Genomic DNA, 17465 nt, shown 5'->3' on the forward strand with positions numbered 1-17465 from the left:
ACTTCCTCCAACGACACTCAGGCCAAGCGCTAAGGAAACATCAGATGTCGTTCCGCTTTCTCCACCTGCTGCTGGTGCCCGCGCTCGGGGCGTGCCTGAGCGCCGCGGCGGCACCGCTGGACGAACCGCTCAAACCCCTGCCGGCGGTGCCTCAGCAGGATGCGCAGCGGGTAGCGCTGGGTCGCCAGCTGTTCAACGAAACGCGTCTGTCGGTCAATGGTGCCCTGACCTGTGCCAGCTGCCATCAATTGGCCAAGGGCGGCGCCGACAACAAGGCCTTCTCGATCGGCTTCGCCGGTCTGCCGGTGGCGATCAACACCCCCAGCGTTCTCAACGCCAGCCTGAATTTCCGGCAGTTCTGGAATGGTCGCGCGGACTCCCTGGAAGCGCAGATCCACGAAGTCGTCCAGAGCCCCAGCGAGATGGGTAGCAACTGGCAACACGTGGTGCAGACCCTATCCGCCGACGCGACTTACCGCACTTCATTTGCCAACGCCTACCCGGACGGAGTGACCATGGAAAACGTGCAGGACGCCCTGGCCACTTACGAGCGAACGCTGATCAGCAGCAACTCACGATTCGACCAGTACTTGCTGGGCGACACGCAGATCCTCAGCCGCGAGGAGAAATACGGCTATCAGCGTTTCAAGGAGTACGGCTGCATCGCCTGTCACCAGGGGGTGAACATCGGCGGCAACATGTACCAGAAGTTCGGTGTCATGGGCGATTACTTCCAGGTGCGGGGCAACCCTTCGGAGTCCGACCTGGGACGTTACCTGGTGACCCGTGACGAAGAGGATCGCAACGTGTTCAAGGTGCCCAGCCTGCGCAACGTCGCAGTCACTGCACCGTACTTTCACGACGGTTCGGCCGCCACGCTCGAAGAGGCGGTGGACGTGATGTTCAAGTTCCAGCTCGGGCGCATTCCTTCCGCCGAGGACAAAACCCTGATCATCAAATTCCTCAAGACCCTGACCGGTGAATGGGAGGGTAAGCCTTTATGAGACTGTCCTACCGACGCAACATGACCCTGCTGGGCATCGTCGCCCTGCTGCTGGCCTCGACGCTGCTGTTCCTGTACCTCAAGTCCAGCAAGGACCAGACCACGACCTACGCCGAATCGCGGGATTTGATTGGCCGCATCAAACAACTGAACGCTCAGTGGGAAACCGAGATTCTCAAGGCCCGCATCGCCATCAGCCACAACTACGACCCGCTGGTGTCGCCGCTCACCGAGATGAACCAGCTCTGGCAACGATTCGATTCGATGGAGTCGAGCCACGGCCGCAATGACTCGGTCGCCTGGCGCACCAGCCATGATGCCTTCCTCAAGGACCTCAAGGAGAAAACTCGCCTGGTCGAACAATTCAAGTCGCACAACGCCGTGTTGCGTAACTCACTGGCGTTCCTGCCCACCGCCGAGGACGACATCCAGGGGCAACTGGCCGAGCTGGTGGATGGCGACAAATTGCAGCTGCAGAACATCGCCACCGACACTTATGACCTGCTGCTCAGCAGCCTGGAATTCGCCCAGGTCACCTCTGATGACAAGGCTGCCGACATCCTGCTCGGCATGAACAAACTGAAGGTCAACAAAGAACGGCTGCCCGAGCAGTTCCACAGCCCGATCGACATCCTCAGCAATCACATCTCATTGATCCTGCGCGAACAACCGCTGGTCAACGAGCTGCTGCAAAACATCGAAGCGATTCCCGTGGCCGAACGCCTGGACGACATTACCGACCTGCTCAATACCGACCAGCAAAAAACCGAGGCAGTCGACCAGCGCTACCACTTCTCCATGCTGGTCTTTTCGGTGCTGCTGGTGCTGTTCCTGGTGTACCTGGCCATTCACCTGATGCGCAGCTTCATGGTGATCCAGCGAGTCAACCAGGCCCTGGAAGCCGCCAATGACGACCTCGAATGGCGGGTCGAAGAGCGCACCCGTGAACTGCGCGATACCCAGAGTGAACTGCTCGACACTGCACGCCAGGCCGGGATGGCCGAGATCGCCACCAACGTGTTGCACAACGTCGGCAACGTGCTCAACAGCGTCAACATTTCCGCCGACCTGGTGACCCGCAAACTGCGCGCCAGCAAGGCCCAGGGCTTGGCCAAGGCAATGCAGCTGATCAACGATCACCCTGGGGACCTGGGCACCTTCCTGACCCAGGACCCCAAGGGCAAATTGCTCCCCGGTTACCTCAATCAGCTGGTGGAAGCGATTGCCCTGGAACAACAGGGCATGAGCGAGGAGCTGGCGCAGTTGACCAAGAGTGTTGACCACATCAAGGACATCGTCGCCACTCAGCAATCCTATGCAGGCGCCAACAGCCTGATGGAACCGTTGTACATCAGCGAATTGCTCGAAGACGCCCTGCGCATGAATGCCGGCGCCCTGACCCGGCATCAGGTCACGGTGGTCAAGGAGTACAGCGCAGTACCGCAAGTCATGGGTGACAAGCACCGGTTGCTGCTGATCCTGATCAACCTGATCAGCAACGCCAAATACGCCATGTCGGACCTGAGTAATCGAGCGCGGCAAATGACCCTGGCGGTAAAAATCGTCGATGACAAAACCCTGCAAGTCAGCGTCAAGGACGACGGCGAAGGCATCGCCGAGGAAAACATGACTCGAATATTTGCCCACGGCTTCACCACCCGCAAGGAAGGTCATGGTTTCGGCCTGCACAGTTGCGCCCTCGCCGCCATCGAGATGAATGGCCACCTCACCGCCCACAGTGACGGCCCGGGCAAAGGCGCCCTGTTCACCTTGCAGATCCCGCTGCACGTCGTCCCGGAGCCCGCATGAGCGAGGGTCTGAACCGGCGCATCCTGTTGATCGACGACACACCGTCCATCCACGTGGATTTTCGCAAGATCCTCCTGCCTCCCCCGGTGCAGACCGTCGAGCTGGACGAAATGGAAGCCACCTTGTTCGGCGGTGCAACCAAAACGACCCGCGAGCCGCTTGAGCTGGACTCGGCCTATGGCGGGCAGGAAGGCCTGGGGAAACTGCAGTGGGCGCTGCAGCAACAGCGCCCCTACGCCCTGGCCTTCGTCGACATGCGCATGCCCGAAGGCTGGGACGGCGCGCAGACCATCGAGCAGCTGTGGCAGGCCGACCCGCGCCTGCAAGTGGTGGTCTGCACCGCCTACTCTGATTATTCCTGGGATGAACTGCTCGACCGCCTGCAGGCCCATGACCGGGTACTGATTCTGAAAAAACCGTTCGACAATATTGAAGTGCAGCAGATGGCCAACACCCTGCTGGCCAAATGGGACATGACCGAGCGCGCCAGCTTGCAGATGAACCATCTCGAGCATCTGGTGCAGCAGGAAGTCGACGAGCGCAAACAGCTCGAATCACAACTGGTGCAATCGGAAAAACTCGCTTCGCTGGGCCAGCTCGCCGCTGGAGTTGCCCATGAAATCAACAACCCCATCGGCTTCATCTCATCCAACCTCGGCACGCTCGATAACTACTTCCAGCAACTGCAGGCAATGCTCGACGCCTACCGGCAGGCGGAGTCCTCGATCGAATCCGCTGAGTGCGCCGAACGCCTGCAGCAGTTGCGTGAACGGATTGAACTGGACTTCCTGAGCGAGGACATTCCGCTACTGATCAAGGAGTCCAAGGACGGCATCAGCCGGGTCGGCCAGATCGTCAAGGACCTCAAGGATTTTTCCCGGGTGGACTCCAACCTGGAATGGCAGTGGAGCAACCTGCAGCAGGGCATCGAGTCGACCCTGAACATCGTCGCCAACGAGCTCAAGTACAAGGCCGATGTGCTCAAGGACTATCAGGTGCTGCCCGATATCGAGTGCCTGCCCTCACAAATCAACCAAGTGATCATGAACCTGATCGTCAATGCCTCCCAGGCGATCGGCCCGGAACGCGGCACCCTCACCTTGCGCACCGGGCATGCTGCACAATCGGTATGGATCGAAGTGCAAGACACCGGCTCCGGCATTGCCCCGCAGGACTTGCAGAAGATCTTCGACCCGTTTTTCACCACCAAACCCGTGGGCCAGGGCACCGGACTGGGATTGTCCTTGTCTTACGGCATCATCAAGAAGCATCGGGGAGATATCACCGTTCGCAGTGAAGTGGGCGTGGGCACCACGTTTCGGGTCGAGCTACCCATTCGCCAGACCAGCCAGGTCACGTGAAGTGGCGTCAGCGGCTACCAACGCAAAGCCTTGATCGGTCGCGGCTCCTTGATGACGATAAACCCGTAATCGCCGATCAGGTAAATCCGGTAGTACTGGCTGTCCACCAACGCCGGGTAGTCCTGGTACCCCACGCGCGTGGCATTGCGTCGTTCCTTTTCGGCGACCACGTTGGTAATGCCCACGCTCGGCAGGTTCTCGGCCAGCATGTAGAAGTCGATGTTGAGGAGGTAATGCAGTACCGGCATCTGTCTGAACGAACCTGCGGCAGCGGTCAGCCAGTAGTCGGAATAGGTCACTGACAGGTAGATGCGCTTGGCTTCGCGCAGCTGGCGATGGGCGTTGATGTCGTGTTCGAGGCTGGCCAGCGCATTGGCGGTGAAGGCTTTCTGTACAGTCAGCACCCTGCCGTAGGCGTAGGACAGCGACAGCATCGCCAGCAGTGGCAACGCCAGCAGCAGCGGCAGATGCCGGTGCAGCCGCGCCAATGCCAGGTGGCTGAGGTAGAACAACAGCACCAGCAGCACGGCGAACCCCATCAGGGTTCTGGCGCCTTCGTTGAAGTCGCGAAAGAACAAGGCCATGCCCGATACCAGCAGGGTCACAAGGGGCAACGTCAGCAGGCAAACCAGGCCAACCACCAGGCGTTTCGCTGCGCTGTCCGGACGCCGGTAAATTTCCCGTCCCAACCGCACCGCCCCCGCTACCGCACACAGCAGCAACCCGGCGAACACCCAGCTGAAGCCACCATGAAACAGCAGCTGCACTTTCTCCAACACCCGGCCAATATTGATCAGTAGCTGCAGCCAGGGGTCGGCGTCCAGATTTAACAACAGGGTGCGATTGTGCTGGGTAAACGGATAGGCAGTGACGCTGTAGATCAAGGCACCGAGGGTCGCCTGGGCGATTTTCCAACCCATCAGGTCGCGCCATTGCGGCCATTCCAGCTGGTCACTGGCAGCCCTCAGGACTTCAAGGCAGCACAAGCCGAGGAACACATTGAAGCTGACCTGATACAGCCCCAACCCCAGCGCTACAAGAGCGGCCGGCACCAGCCATTGCAGGATGCGCGAGGGGTGGCGAAAACTGATCGCATAAATGACTGCCACCATGCTCAACGCCATGGCGGGGCCGTCGTATTGATAAGACAGGTTCTGCAGGAAAAACGGGTTGTACCACAGCGGCAACACCACCAGGCAATTGGCAACCGTGGGCTCGCGCCAGTAGTGAAACGTCAGGCTGGTCAACGCCCAAGTCATGGCCAGCGCAGCGAGCAACAGTGGCAAGGGGAAGATATTCGGCGCGGCGTGGCTGAAGGTCAGCAGGTTGTAGAACAGATCAGTGAACAAGCGTCCCTGCCCTGCCCATTCCGTACCGCCCGACAACGCGCGCCAGTTGTCATCGATGTAGCGGTAGTCGGCGAGGATCAGCGGCAGCGCATACACCAGCGTCGCCACTAGGAATAACCGCCACACCTGGCGTCGCCCCAGTTCCCGAGTCAGAGCGTCACGCCAGCGGCCCATTTAAAGACCACGCCCCTGCCTGGCGCCAACGATGTCCTTGATCACGTACCGCGGGCGATGCTTGGCCTCGATGTAGATGCGACCTACGTACTCGCCGAGGATGCCGATGCCGATCAGCTGCACGCCCCCGAGAAACAGAATGGCGGTCATCAGCGAGGGGTAACCCGGCACGCTGTTACCGAAGAAGATCTTGTCCAGCACCATGTAGACCGCATATAACACGGCAAAAATCGAAATGGCGCCACCGATATAGGTCCACAGGCGCAGCGGCACGGTACTGAACGAGGTCACCCCCTCCAGCGCCAGGTTCCATAGTTTCCAGCCGTTGAATTTGCTGCTGCCGGCCACCCGCGAAGCGCGCTCATACTCCACCACCACGGTGTTGAAACCGGCCCAGGACAGCACGCCTTTCATGAACAGCTGATGCTCTGGCAGCGCACGAATCACGTCGACGACCTTGCGATCCATCAGCCGGAAATCGCCGACATTTTCTTCGATGCGGGTGTAGGAAATACGATTGAGCAGATGATAGAAAAGCGTCGCGCTGTGGCGTTTCATATAGCTGTCGGCGCTGCGATCGCGGCGCTTGGCAAGCACCACATCGGCGCCTTTCAACCACTGCTCGATCAGCAATGGAATGACGCTGATCGGGTCTTGCAGATCAACGTCCATGGGAATTACCGCATCGCCGGTGGCGTGTTCGAGGCCGGCGAACAGCGCAGGCTCCTTGCCGAAATTACGCGAGAAATTGATCAGCATGACCTGATCGTCGACCTGTGCGAGCGCAGCGGCCCGCTCAGCCGTCCGGTCGGTGCTGCCATCGTTGATAAACACAATTTCGACCTGCGTCTGGTCGAGCTTCAATTCACGCCGCACAGCCTGATAAAACAGATCGATTGCCTGCTCTTCATTGAACACCGGGACAATCAGCGAGATTTTCATAGCCCACGCTCACGAAACACCACGTACTTGGAGAACAGGAACCCCAGCACCAGGCTTAACGCGGAAAACAGGCAGACCGTGAGCAGGCCATGCAGGCGCCAGACGTCCGCCAAATGCCCCACCCCAAGGCTCAAGGCGCCCATCGTGCCCAGAAACAACGCGTAGTTAGCGACCGAGGTTTTGCCGTCGAAGGTGAATTGCGCGTTCATGTAGAAAGAGAAAGAGGCAGCGACACAGAACGCCACGAAATTGCTGATGGCCTGGCTGCAGTCAGCCGCCACGCTCAGCAGGAAAAAGATCTGCCAATGGATCAGCGTATTCGCGACCCCGATCACCGTGTAGCTGGACATTCCTTTCCACAAACGTCTCATGGCGCCCCACCCATTGCTGACAACTGTCGCCTTCAGTTCATATGCATTTGAGCTTGTCGACTGTCAGAAATCACAGGCGGGGGTGTGTTTCTGACGGGCGGTAAATTTCGACATAAAAAAACCCGGCCATCTAAGCCGGGTTTTTTTATACGTTCAACGAGGCCCGTTACTGAGCCGAACGCACCGCACCTTGGGTTACGTTGGTCGGCTGCAACTTGAACACGTAGAACAATACCGTCAGCAGCACCAGGAAGGCCGGGCCGACATACAGCGCCACGCGGGTGTCCGGGAAGTAAGCCATGAGGCCGACCACCAGTACCAGGAACGCCAGCGCCAGGTAGGAGCTGACCGGGAACAGCCACATCTTGTATTTCAGCCCGGCACGTTCGCTGGCGCTCAGGCCTTTGCGGAATTTGAGCTGGGCCAGCAGGATCATCACCCAGGTCCAGATCGCGCCGAAGGTGGCAATCGCGGTCACCCAGACGAATACCTTCTCAGGCACCAGATAGTTGAGCAACACGCCCAGCAGCAAGGCGCCGATCGACAGCAGCAACGCACGACGCGGTACGCCGTTGTTTGAGGTCTTGGCGAAACCGGCCGGGGCCTGGCCATTTTGCGCCAGGCTGTAGAGCATGCGGCCGGTGCTGAAGATGCCACCGTTGCAGGACGACAGCGCAGCAGTGATCACCACGAAGTTGATGATACCGGCGGCGGTCTTGATCCCCAGGCGCTCGAAGGTCATCACGAACGGGCTGCCCTGGGTACCAATTTCGTTCCACGGGTAGATCGACAGGATCACAAAGAGTGCGCCGACGTAGAACAGCAGGATGCGCCAGAACACCGAGCCAATCGCATTAGGGATGGTCTTCTGCGGGTTTTTCGCTTCACCGGCGGTGAGGCCGATCATCTCGACACCGAGGTAGGCGAACATCACCATCTGCAGGGACATCAACACGCCCTGCACGCCATTGGGCATGAAGCCACCGTGCGCCCAGAGATTGGAAATCCCCAACGCCACGCCGTCGTTGCCGAAGCCGAAGGCGATCACGCCGATACCGCCGATCACCATGGCAATGATGGTGACGATCTTGATCAGGGCGAACCAGAATTCGAATTCACCGAAGGCTTTCACGGCGATCAGGTTGATCGAGCCCATGCTGATCAGGGCAGCCAGCGCCCAGATCCAGCGCGGCACATCGGGGAACCACACGCCCATGTACACCGCCACTGCGGTGATTTCCGCAACGCAGGTCACCAGCCACAGGAACCAGTAGTTCCAGCCAGTGAGAAAGCCCGCCAATGGGCCAAGGTAGTCTTGCGCGTAGCGGCTGAAGGAACCAGCGACCGGGTTATGCACGGCCATCTCGCCAAGAGCGCGCATGATCACCAGGATCGCCAGACCGCCGATGATGTAGGAAAGCATGATCGCCGGGCCAGCCATTTCGATGGCCTTGGCCGAACCTAGGAACAGACCGACGCCGATACAGGCACCGAGCGCCATCAAGCGAATATGCCGTTCGCCGAGTTCGCGTTTAAGCGGACCACCCGAAGGGGTCTCGCCGTGGGGCAGGTGATTGCCGACTGGCATGGGGGTACAACCTCGTCTTGTTATTGGATATGACCACCGAGTAGCCAAGCGCGGGCGGGTCGCCATCGCTTGCCTGAAACCGGACCTGCTTCGTGGGCAGAACCGTCTTGCAGGGCAAAACCTCCAAGATCAGCGGGGCGTGCAGTATAAAAAGCTTCTTACAGGGTTTTTCACTCTATAAACCACAACATTCAGCGAGAACTCTCGGGAAAAGCCCGGTTTGCGGAGGGGCATTACCTGGCTCTTGTAGGAATTGTCGCCGTTAAAACGGCGCGGATTATTGCACAACATTGGTGCATCGTCATCGCGACCCATCTACCGAACCGTGGGAGCAAAGCTTGCTCGCGATTGGGTACTGACATTCAACGTCGATGGTGACTGATAAACCGTAATCGCGAGCAAGCTTTGCTCCCACGCTGCTACACGGATTCGGAAAATAGGCGACAACTGCCTCGACAATTTTTTCACCATCGCCAACCACCGACTAAGCTTCAGTCAAGTCCGATCAATCTGCGTGAATGGATCAGTCGACTATGGGCGCTTTATGGCAAACCGATTCGAGTAAAACCGTGGTCCAGACTGAAGCTGTGGATGAAGCGCCGTCACCTGAAAAACCCCGTCGCTCCAGGCACGGGTGGAAGGCTTTCTGGTTGTTGTTGCTGATTATCGCGATAGTCGTCGGTTTGGCTGCCGCCAAGGAAATGCGCACTTCAAAATTCCAGTCCCGCGAAGTCAGCAAGTTTGCCGCGACCCTCGATTACCAGCTGCAACCGGGCCCAAGCGATTCAATCCACTACCCCGGTGCGGGCCCCTTCGACCTGCGATTGGGGTACAGCTCTCTGGGTGAGTTTCTGCCGCGCCTGATCAAGCGCGATTACGTGGTCAAATCGCAAACGCGCTTTTCCGAGGCGCTGATGGACTACACCGGCAAAGGGTTTTTCGTGCCTTATGCGGAGAAAATCCAGGCGGGTCTGTCGATCACCGACTGCCGGGCAGAGCCGCTTTACCAGTACAAGTACCCGCAACAGTTGTACTCAAGCTTTGCTGCCATACCGCCAGTGGTGGTGAGCAGCCTGCTGTTTATCGAAAACCGATTCCTGCTCGACCCGCGCCAGCCCCAGGCCAATCCAGCGGTGGATTGGCCGCGGTTCGGCATGGCCGCGTGGTCGCAAGTTGCCAAGTTGCTGCACATGCCCGGCCAGTCGGCGGGCGGCAGTACCCTGGCGACTCAGCTGGAGAAATATCGGCATTCGCCCGACGGCCTGACAAGTTCCGGTGCCGAGAAAATCCGCCAGATGATTTCAGCCACCGTCCGCGCGTACCAGGCTGGGCCGGACACCTTGGTCGCCCGGCAAAATGTGGTGCGCGATTATCTCAACAGCGTGCCGCTGTCCGCCGTGCCCGGGCACGGCGAAGTGCACGGCATGGCGGAGGGTTTGCGCGTCTGGTATGGCGCCGATTTCAACCAGGCCAATGAACGCCTGGCCAGCACGCAAACAGACCCCAAGAGCCTGGCAGAAAAAGGCCTGGCGCTGCGGGAAATGTTGTCGTTGATGATCGCTCAGCGTCGCCCCTCCCACTACCTGACCAAAGGCCGCGATGAACTGGCCAGCCTCACCGACAGCCACATCCGGTTGCTGGCGCAAAACGGCGTGATCGACGCGCAGCTGTCGGCGGCGGCACTGGCCAGCAAGGTCACCTACCGTGACTGGGCCACGCAGCCCACCCTCCAGCCGATCGAAACCAACAAGGGCATCAGTGTCGCCCGCAGTCGCCTCGGCGGCCTGCTCAACCGTCCGCTGTACGATCTCGACCGGTTGGACCTGTCGGCCACCAGCACCCTGCAAGGCGACCTGCAAAACCAGGCCACCGAGTACCTCAAGCACCTGGCCGACCCGGTGTTCGCCACGCAAATCGGCTTGATGGGCGAGCGCCTGCTGACCCCGACCAGCACCGCCCAGGTCCGCTACAGCTTCACCCTGTTCGAACTGACCCCGGACGGCTCGCGGGTGCGGGTCCAGACCGACAGCACCGACCAGCCATTCGACATCAACGAAGGCAGCAAGCTGGAACTGGGTTCAACCGCGAAGATGCGGGTGATGACTACTTACCTGCAAATCATCGCCGAGCTGCACGATAAATATGCCGCCATGACCGTCCCGGAGCTGAAGAAAGTCGAAGTGCCCGATCAGGATCGCCTGAGCCGCTGGGCCATCGACTACCTGGTCCAGAACAAAGACCGCAACTTGCAAACCATGCTCGGTGCCGCCCTTGACCGCAAATACTCCGCCAGCCCCGGCGAAGCCTTTTTCACCGGTGGCGGGTTGCACACCTTCAACAACTTCCGCAAGGAAGACAACGGGCGCCTGCCGACCCTGCGCGACGCTCTGCGCGAGTCGATCAACCTGCCATTTATTCGGCTGATGCGCGACCTGGTGCGCTACACCACCTACTCCGGCCCGAACAACAGCGCTGAGTTGCTCAAGGACGACCGCGATCCCAGGCGCCAGGAATACCTGGCCGGTTTCGCCGATCGCGAAGGCACCTCGTTTCTGCTCAAATTCTGGAAAAAGTACAAGAACAAGGACACCCAGGCGCGGCTCGAAACCTTCCTCGACGGCATGCGGCCGACGCCAATCCGCATGGCCGCAGTGCATCGCTACCTGCTGCCGCAAGCCAGTCAGGAAAGCTTCAACACTTTCGTGCGCTCGCACCTCAAGGGCGCCAAGCTCACGGAGAAGCTGACCGACGAGCGCCTTGAACGGCTGTATGAAAACTATCGGCCCGGTGCTTATGACCTGCCCGACCAGGGCTTCATCGCCAAGGTCCATCCCCTCGACCTGTGGCTGATGGGTTATCTGCTGAACAACCCGGACGCCAAGTTCAGCCAGATCGTCAAGGCCAGCCAGTTCGAGCGCCAGGAAGTCTACAGCTGGCTGTTCAAGAGCCGGCACAAAGGCGCGCGCGACAGTCGTATCCGCACCATGCTGGAAATCGAGGCCTTCCTCGACATCCATCAACGCTGGCAGAAAGTCGGCTATCCATTCGATCACCTGGTGCCCTCGCTGGCCACCGCGATCGGCAGCTCCGGCGACCGCCCGGCTGCCCTCGCCGAGTTGATCGGCACCATCCTCAACGATGGCGTGCGCATGCCGACGCTGCGCATCGATAGCCTGCACTTCGCGGCGAATACGCCGTACGAGACCAAATTGATCAACGACCCGGACGTCGGCAAACGGGTGATGCCGTCGGAAGTGGCGACTGCAATGCGCGAAGCCTTGTCGCAAGTAGTCGACGCCGGTACCGCCAAACGGGTTTCCGGCAGTTTCACCCTGCCCGATGGCAAACCCCTGGCCATGGGCGGCAAGACCGGGACGGGGGATAACCGCATCGAAGCCATCGGCTCCGGCGGGCGAATTCTCAGTTCGAAGTCGATAAACCGCACGGCAACCTTCGTGTTCTTCATCGGCGACAACCACTTCGGCACCCTGACCGCCTTTGTTCCGGGACGTACCGCCGAAGCCTTCAAATTCACTTCGGCGCTGCCGGTGCAGGTGCTCAAGGGCATGGCACCGATTCTGACGCCGTATCTGCAGCCGGGAAGTCACACCGGTTGTCTGCCGGTGGAGGTCGCACGCCGCTGATAAACAGAATAAAAGAGGTGGTACTTAATTATTTTCGACATGAAAAATTCAAATGCTTTGTAAGCGCAACCCGCTCTTCAACAGTGAATATTCAGACTTTTACTTTGAGCCACGGAAGTTAGGCTAACGCTTCCAATAATGCTCAAGGTTCATAAAACAATGTCTGAATTACAAGGACGTAAAACCACTCGCCAGGCCACGGATGCGCCCGACAACAAGGGGCGTCATTACGACCTCATCAAAAGCCGAATCAACCCGGTGTTTAAAAATGCCTCGCTGCGCAGCGTCCAGGAACTGGCCGCTGTAAAGATACGCCCCGCGCAGTGGGTAATGCCAACCTCACACTTCAATCATGACCTGCTACAAGCGGCCAACCTGCAACTCTGGTCAGCACACAGCGCCTTGGATCGAATGTTTGATGAGCTACAAGATATATATGCATTCGCCGAACCTTTGTTGAGCGCTGCCCTGAAAAAACAATACGATGTCGAGGATGATGTAAAGACCACGTACCTGCATCTTTACCTGCCCAAGGACCGCCCTTGGTACACGCTTAATATCACCGGCGGCGTCACCACCCGAACCGTTTCGTTATTGGAGGCGGCCCTGCATAACTTTGCAACTTCCGAAACCTGCGAACCCGACTCCGACTTCATCAGCCAGCCCGATGAGCGAGGGTTGTTCGATATCAAGCCGATCAAACGCAAAATGTCCATCGCCCAGTTTCAGACCTTGTGTCGCGAACTGGACATCGGCGCCCGGTATACCCGGTACCTTGAAAGCAACCTTCTGCCGCGTGATGCGGTCGCCAAATCCGCGTTGCATCGCAAAGTCATCGACAACGAAAAAGCGGCATTCGTGGCTGCGGCACACCTGGCCTTCCTGACCAAAGACATCGATCGCAATGCCCGAGACCTGGTACTGGCCATGCTAGACGGGCAGCATTACCTCACCCTCAAAGGCCATAAGGTGAAGTTCGCCGAGCTGTCGATCATGGACACCTCGCTGACCGGGATTGTGCTGATTGCGCCGGACCTGGAGAGCGCCCACAGGATCGAAGGGTTGATCGCTTACATCCCCGGTGACCCCGAGCATCCACTGAAAGAATATGCCTCGGTGACCGACTTTCTGAATGAGTTGACCCGCCAACTGCGAGAAGACGCCTTCATCGAATCGGCGCAGATGACCTACCGCCAGTTCTTCAGCCGGTTCGTCGATCAACAACAACGAGGACACTTTTTCGCTGGGCTCCAGGAACGTCTGTTCAAGGTGCAATGGCATCAGAAAGAGCCGCTGGATCAACGTCCGTCGTGGCGCGAAACCCCGGTGACCAACCCCAAGTTGCAATTCAGCGTTACACCATTAGCTGGCGATCTCTGGGAGCATCTCTTCCAGCAAAAGCTCAACAAGATTCTCAATGACGGCCGACACATTGCCGTGTCCACCGCCGATACCGACAGCAACGCCCGTTGGGCCTGGTGGGATAACTTCAAGAAAATAGTCTCGGACATCTTCAACGTCGCGCTGATGGTCTTGACCCCCTTTGTTCCGGGACTCGGTGAATTGATGATGGTGTACACCGCTTATCAAATCGCCAACGATGTCATCGAGTCGGTCGTGTATCTGGCCGAAGGCCTGTGGACCGAGGGCCTTGAACATGTGCTTGCCGTCGTCAACGATATCGCCCAACTGGCGGCGTTTGCTGCAGGTGTAAAAATTGGCAGCCTCGCTCGCCTGAAACTCTCGACGCTGATCGAGGGCATGAAACCGGTGGAGTTGCCCAACGGCCAGCAACGCCTGTGGCACCCCGATCTCAAGCCCTACGAGCAGCCGAACCTGAAGTTACCGAGCGACTCGCGCCCCAATCAGCAGGGCCTGCACTCACACAAAGGTCAGGACATACTGTCGCTGGATAAAAAACATTACGCGGTGCAGCAAGATGCAAAAACGGGCAACTATCGCATCAAGCATCCACAACGCTCCGACGCCTATCTGCCCGAGTTGAAACATAATGATCGCGGCGCCTGGACTCATGAAGCCGAAAACCCGCGCAGTTGGGACAGCCCGACCCTGATGCGCCGCCTGGGCCATACCGTGGCGGACTTGAGTGACGCCGACCTTGAACAAGTGCGCGCGGTCAGCGGCACCGAAGACAATGCCCTGCGCAGAATGTACGTCGACAATGCGGCGCCGCCGCCGTTGCTGGACGACAGCCTGAACCGCTTCAAGCTGTTCAAGGAAGCCCAACAAGCGGGCGAGCTGATTCGTACTGGCCAGGCCCTTCCCCCCTCCTCTTACTGGTTCGAACCGCTTCCCACCTATCTGGAAGGATGGCCCGCCGACAAGGCATTGAAGGTGTATGAAAGCGCCAGTAAGACCGGGCGTTTTCGCCACTATGGAAACCCGCAAGCGAGCGCTGAGCAAACCCTGTCCACCGACCTTTCCCATGTCATGAGCGCAGAATGGCCGCAGAGCATCGCCGACTTCCTTGACGACGAAGAACTCACGACCCTGCTCGGTCGACAGATGCCCCAAGGCGAACAAGTGCAGGAACTGCGCAACAGGCTGGGCGACGAAGCGGACAAGCTGAAGACGGACATCTTCAACCAGCAATATCAGGCGGGTGAAACTTCAGGAAACTCACGAGTCCGTCAGGTCCGTGACACCTTCCCCGAACTGCCGTCCCGTGCTGCGCAAACACTGTTGGGCCACGCCAGTGCCGCCGAACTCGAACGCATGACCCAAGAACAACGCCTGCCTTTGCGCTTGAAAAATCAGGCTCGGGAATGGGCGTTCGAGGCGCGAACCAGCCATGCTTACGAAGGGTTCTATGATGACGCAATGCTCAATGCCGATACCGAACGCCTGGCCCTGAATACGCTCAGGATATACACCGATGCGTTCAACGATCTACGTGTTGACGTCCGAGAGGGCACCCTTGACGGCCCTCTGCGTTGCAGCGTTGGCGAAGCAGACGCCGGGACCGTTCGCACACTGGTCAGGGATGAGTTCGCGCAATACGAGGTTCACGGCGACCAAAACGCCCGTGAAGCGCAAGGATTCTTTCAGGCGATCTTGCAAACGCTGCCCGCAGAAAAGCTCAAGGCGCTGGGTTACCGCACGGGTGAGGGGCGCAAACTCAAGCAATGGATCATGGAAAAAACCGCCCCCCCCGCCGAGCGTCGAACCGTCCTGGCAGAACCGCCCATCCGCCTGATTGCCGACCCCGACACCGCGCTGCTGTTGCGCGGCCCTGCGCTTTCGATCAGGGCCAGAACCCTGGAAGAAAGAACCAGTGAGCTGTATCCCCACTTGAACGAACGAGAAATCAGTACCTTTGTTCGCTCCCTGGGTACGGAAAACGAAGCGCTGCTGACACTCCGTCGACTGGACCGTGAACTGGACGCACTTCAGGTGATCCTCAATAAATGGCGCTACCAGCAACCTGATGCCTGGGGGCCGGGCGCCAACAGTTTCAGAGACAAAGGTGGCCTGCACATTGCCGAACGGCTCGTGGAATGTTTCCAAAGAAAACCGACCGTCTTCGGCGAGCGCAGTACCACCCTTGAAGGAGGGTATGCGCTTGATTTGTCATCGGAGTTGGCTCGATATGACATTGAATACTGGTGGATAAAGCTGCCTGAACTCAAACCCTTTATCGATCAGGTCACCACCTTGAATCTGGACCGCATGAGCTACTCCGCACCTAGCGACAGAATGCTGAAAGACTTCCCCCATCTTCGCCAACTGAGTGCGAGGGATTGCGGCCTGACTGAGCTACCGAAAAGCATTGGCAAGATGCATTTCCTGCGAACACTGCGCCTGGTAGACAACGTGATCGAGCTGAACTCGTCCAGTGTCGAACTCTTGAGGAACCTGACCCATCTGGAAACGCTCAGGCTCGATGACAACCCGTCGTTGGGGATGCTGCCGAATGTGGAGCGTATGCCTAAATTGAGAGTTCTGAGTTTGAGCAACACCGGAGCAACCACCTGGCCTGAAGGGCTCTTCAAAAAGCGTCGACCACGTGGCTTTTTCCTGGACCTGCAGCAAAACCCCCTCAACGAGCTACCGACAGTCGTTCGGGGCTCAGATGACGCCTTTATCGTGGCGCGAACCCGTCTCTTCGAAAGGGACCTTTCGGTGAAAAACCGGATCGTTTACGAAGACTACAGAAAGTCTGTGGGTATAAAACCCACACAGCTCTATACCGACGCCGCCGATAATGCGATTGCCCGGTGGCCGATGGACGACGACTCCCAATGGTGGAGTCCTGAGGCATCCGGGCTGGGAACCTACAGAGAAGAAGCGTGGCATGACCTGATGATGGAGCCCGAGTCCAAAGGCTTCTTCCAACTGATCCAGAAACAGACCCTCTCGGCCGACTACACCGCAGGCGGTGAAGCAAAAAAACAGCTCAGCAAGCGGGTGTGGCGAATGATCGAGGCAATCGACCTGGACAGCGAGCTGCGCAAGGACTTGTTCGAAATGGCCACTTCACCCACCACCTGCGCCGACGCGGGGGCGCAGGTGTTCAATCACATGGGGATCAAGGTGATTGCGCGCGAAGCGTATGCCTTGTCGACCTCCAACAAGATCCTTGAGAACAAACTGGTAACTTTGGCCAAAGGCGCTGCACGTCTGGCGCGGGTCGATGATATCGCGCGGGCTGACTACCAAAGCCGACCGAATGAACCTGAAGAGGTCGAAGTCTACCTCGCCTACGAAACCGGCCTGGCACAACGCCTCGGTTTACCGTGGCAATCCGAACAAATGCTTTTTCGCCTCACGGCCGGGGTGAGCAACCGGGCCATCGATGAAGCCTATGACACGGTCATCTCGATGGAGGCCGGTGACGGTTTGATCAACGACATGATCGAACAACCGTTCTGGGAGAAATACTTGCGCGACACTTTTCCCAATGAGTTTGCGCGCAATGCCCGGCTGTTTGACCGCAAGGCCAACGTGCTCGATGAGTTACGTGAAGCTCAACGCGCCTGGGTGGGCTCAAAGGGCTTGGTCATTCAACAAAGGCGAGTGCTCAAACAGAGGCTGCAAGACCTCGCCCGCCAACTCAACGTCGCGGAAAGTGTGGTGGTTACCGAAGAAGAAATGACGGAAGAGGTCTATGAGGGTTTGCTGAACGACATCGGTTACGAACGCAAAGAACTGAACCGAGTGTTGACCCGTGAAGCGCTGCAAAGGGCCGAAAACAATTGATTCA

Annotated in this window: 9 protein-coding genes; 5 read left to right on the forward strand and 4 right to left on the reverse strand. The window is 58.5% G+C overall.

Translation table 11 applies throughout. The features are described 5' to 3' along the window. Positions 1–44 precede the first annotated feature (44 nt). The 3 genes from ORL50_RS17070 to ORL50_RS17080 are packed head-to-tail and all read left to right on the forward strand — an operon-like array spanning position 45 to position 4173. Positions 45–1004: a cytochrome-c peroxidase gene (locus ORL50_RS17070; RefSeq protein WP_266016622.1), complete on the forward strand. Its 960-nt coding sequence runs from the start codon at positions 45–47 to the stop codon at positions 1002–1004. Then, positions 1001–2812, forward strand: coding sequence for a DAHL domain-containing protein (locus ORL50_RS17075; RefSeq protein ID WP_266016624.1), 1812 nt, complete (start codon positions 1001–1003; stop codon positions 2810–2812). Before ORL50_RS17070 ends, ORL50_RS17075 begins: the two co-directional genes overlap by 4 nt. Then, the gene (locus ORL50_RS17080; protein WP_266016626.1) at positions 2809–4173 is read left to right on the forward strand and encodes an ATP-binding protein; all 1365 of its coding nucleotides are present in this window, start codon (positions 2809–2811) and stop codon (positions 4171–4173) included. Before ORL50_RS17075 ends, ORL50_RS17080 begins: the two co-directional genes overlap by 4 nt. Before the next feature lie 14 nt (positions 4174–4187). Here the strand turns inward: ORL50_RS17080 and ORL50_RS17085 are convergent, their stop codons facing one another. The 4 genes from ORL50_RS17085 to ORL50_RS17100 all read right to left on the reverse strand — a co-directional run bounded on the left by ORL50_RS17085 (position 4188) and on the right by ORL50_RS17100 (position 8597). Beyond that, entirely contained in the window at positions 4188–5696 is a 1509-nt protein-coding gene (locus ORL50_RS17085; protein WP_266016627.1) for a glucosyltransferase domain-containing protein, read from the reverse strand. Next, entirely contained in the window at positions 5697–6638 is a 942-nt protein-coding gene (locus ORL50_RS17090; protein ID WP_266016628.1) for a glycosyltransferase family 2 protein, read from the reverse strand. Then, a complete protein-coding gene (locus tag ORL50_RS17095; RefSeq protein ID WP_266016629.1) occupies positions 6635–7009 on the reverse strand; it encodes a GtrA family protein in 375 nt (124 codons plus the stop codon). The genes ORL50_RS17090 and ORL50_RS17095 overlap by 4 nt, the downstream gene beginning before the upstream one ends. 166 nt (positions 7010–7175) lie before the next feature. Continuing rightward, positions 7176–8597 carry an amino acid permease gene (locus ORL50_RS17100; protein WP_266016630.1) on the reverse strand — a complete coding sequence of 474 codons (1422 nt, stop codon included), beginning with the start codon at positions 8595–8597 and terminating at the stop codon, positions 7176–7178. A 533-nt stretch (positions 8598–9130) separates the two neighbouring features. Between ORL50_RS17100 and ORL50_RS17105 the strand changes: the two genes are divergently transcribed. Together ORL50_RS17105 and ORL50_RS17110 are read left to right on the forward strand one after the other, a co-directional pair. Beyond that, positions 9131–12241 (forward strand): transglycosylase domain-containing protein, encoded by a 3111-nt coding sequence (locus ORL50_RS17105; RefSeq protein ID WP_266016631.1) that lies wholly within the window; start codon positions 9131–9133, stop codon positions 12239–12241. A gap of 159 nt (positions 12242–12400) precedes the next feature. Further along, complete coding sequence (locus ORL50_RS17110) at positions 12401–17461, forward strand: NEL-type E3 ubiquitin ligase domain-containing protein (RefSeq protein ID WP_266016632.1); 5061 nt, start codon at positions 12401–12403, stop codon at positions 17459–17461. Positions 17462–17465 lie beyond the last annotated feature (4 nt).

The organism is Pseudomonas sp. RIT-562, assembly GCF_026241895.1.
GTDB lineage: Bacteria > Pseudomonadota > Gammaproteobacteria > Pseudomonadales > Pseudomonadaceae > Aquipseudomonas > Aquipseudomonas mandelii_F.

Excerpts from the sequence above, each read along its gene's own strand:
- ORL50_RS17075 (WP_266016624.1), top strand. The coding sequence starts at position 1,001 with ATGAGACTGTCCTACCGACGCAACATGACCCTGCTGGGCATCGTCGCC.
- ORL50_RS17105 (WP_266016631.1), top strand. The coding sequence starts at position 9,131 with ATGGGCGCTTTATGGCAAACCGATTCGAGTAAAACCGTGGTCCAGACT.
- ORL50_RS17095 (WP_266016629.1), bottom strand. The coding sequence starts at position 7,009 with ATGAGACGTTTGTGGAAAGGAATGTCCAGCTACACGGTGATCGGGGTC.
- ORL50_RS17070 (WP_266016622.1), top strand. The coding sequence starts at position 45 with ATGTCGTTCCGCTTTCTCCACCTGCTGCTGGTGCCCGCGCTCGGGGCG.
- ORL50_RS17085 (WP_266016627.1), bottom strand. The coding sequence starts at position 5,696 with ATGGGCCGCTGGCGTGACGCTCTGACTCGGGAACTGGGGCGACGCCAG.
- ORL50_RS17110 (WP_266016632.1), top strand. The coding sequence starts at position 12,401 with ATGTCTGAATTACAAGGACGTAAAACCACTCGCCAGGCCACGGATGCG.
- ORL50_RS17100 (WP_266016630.1), bottom strand. The coding sequence starts at position 8,597 with ATGCCAGTCGGCAATCACCTGCCCCACGGCGAGACCCCTTCGGGTGGT.
- ORL50_RS17080 (WP_266016626.1), top strand. The coding sequence starts at position 2,809 with ATGAGCGAGGGTCTGAACCGGCGCATCCTGTTGATCGACGACACACCG.
- ORL50_RS17090 (WP_266016628.1), bottom strand. The coding sequence starts at position 6,638 with ATGAAAATCTCGCTGATTGTCCCGGTGTTCAATGAAGAGCAGGCAATC.